The organism is Pseudomonas sp. FSL R10-0399, from assembly GCF_009600165.1.
GTDB lineage: Bacteria > Pseudomonadota > Gammaproteobacteria > Pseudomonadales > Pseudomonadaceae > Aquipseudomonas > Aquipseudomonas helleri.
In genome coordinates, this window is sequence record NZ_WIWK01000266.1 from 1 (window position 1) to 953 (window position 953).

The window sequence follows — 953 nt, forward strand, 5'->3', positions numbered from 1 at the left end:
CTGCTGGGCCTCGCCGTGCTGGCCGTCATCAGCGGCGGCGGGCTGGCCTTTGCCGCGCTGGGCAATGGGCAAACCCCGGTCAATGTGTTCTGGGCACTCGGCAGCCTGCTCGGCATCAACCTGATTTTGCTGATCAGTTGGCTGCTGGGGCTGGTTTTCGCCGGTGAACACAGCGCCAGCCTTGGCCGTTTGTGGCTGTGGCTCAGCGACAAGTTTGCCCGCGACGCCAAGGCTGCGCAGTTGGCCCCGGCGTTGTTGCTGGTGCTGCAACGGCAAAAACTCAATCGCTGGGCGCTGGGTACCTTGGTCAATGGCTTGTGGCTGCTGGCAATGCTCAGCGCGCTGACGCTCATGCTCTTGCTGATGGCCACCCGCCGTTACGGCTTTGTCTGGGAAACCACCATTTTGAGCGCCGATGTGTTTGTCAGCGCCACCCGCGCCTTGGGCGTGGTGCCCGGGTGGCTTGGGTTTAGCGGGCCGACCGAAGCGATGATCCGCGCCAGTACCGACACCGCTTACAGCAGCGAAGCCGTGCGTCAGGCCTGGGCCGTGTGGCTGGTGGGCGTAGTCGTGGTCTACGGTGTGTTGCCGCGTCTGTTGCTCGCGGCCTTCTGCCGTTGGCGCTGGATCCGGGGGCGCAACGCGCTGCAACTGGACCTCACCCTGCCCGGCTACAGCCAACTGCGCGAACGCCTGATGCCGAGCAGCGAGCGCCTTGGGGTCAACGACGTAGCCCCCGAGCAGTTGCATAACGTGCACGCCGGGCAGACCGACCTGGACACCGAGGGCGCGCTGATCGTCGCCATCGAGCTGGACGACCAGCACCCGTGGCCGCCCAAATTGCCGACCACGGTCAAAGACGCGGGCATCCTCGACAGCCGCGAGTCCCGGCAAAAACTGCTGGAGCAAATGACCCGCTTCCCGCCTGCACGGCTGGCGATTGCCTGCGACCC

At 65.6% G+C, this 953-nt stretch carries 1 protein-coding gene; it reads left to right on the forward strand.

The features are described from left to right. A partial coding sequence (locus GHO41_RS29350) for a DUF2868 domain-containing protein (protein WP_153435352.1) occupies positions 1 to 953 on the forward strand: 953 nt, incomplete at both ends.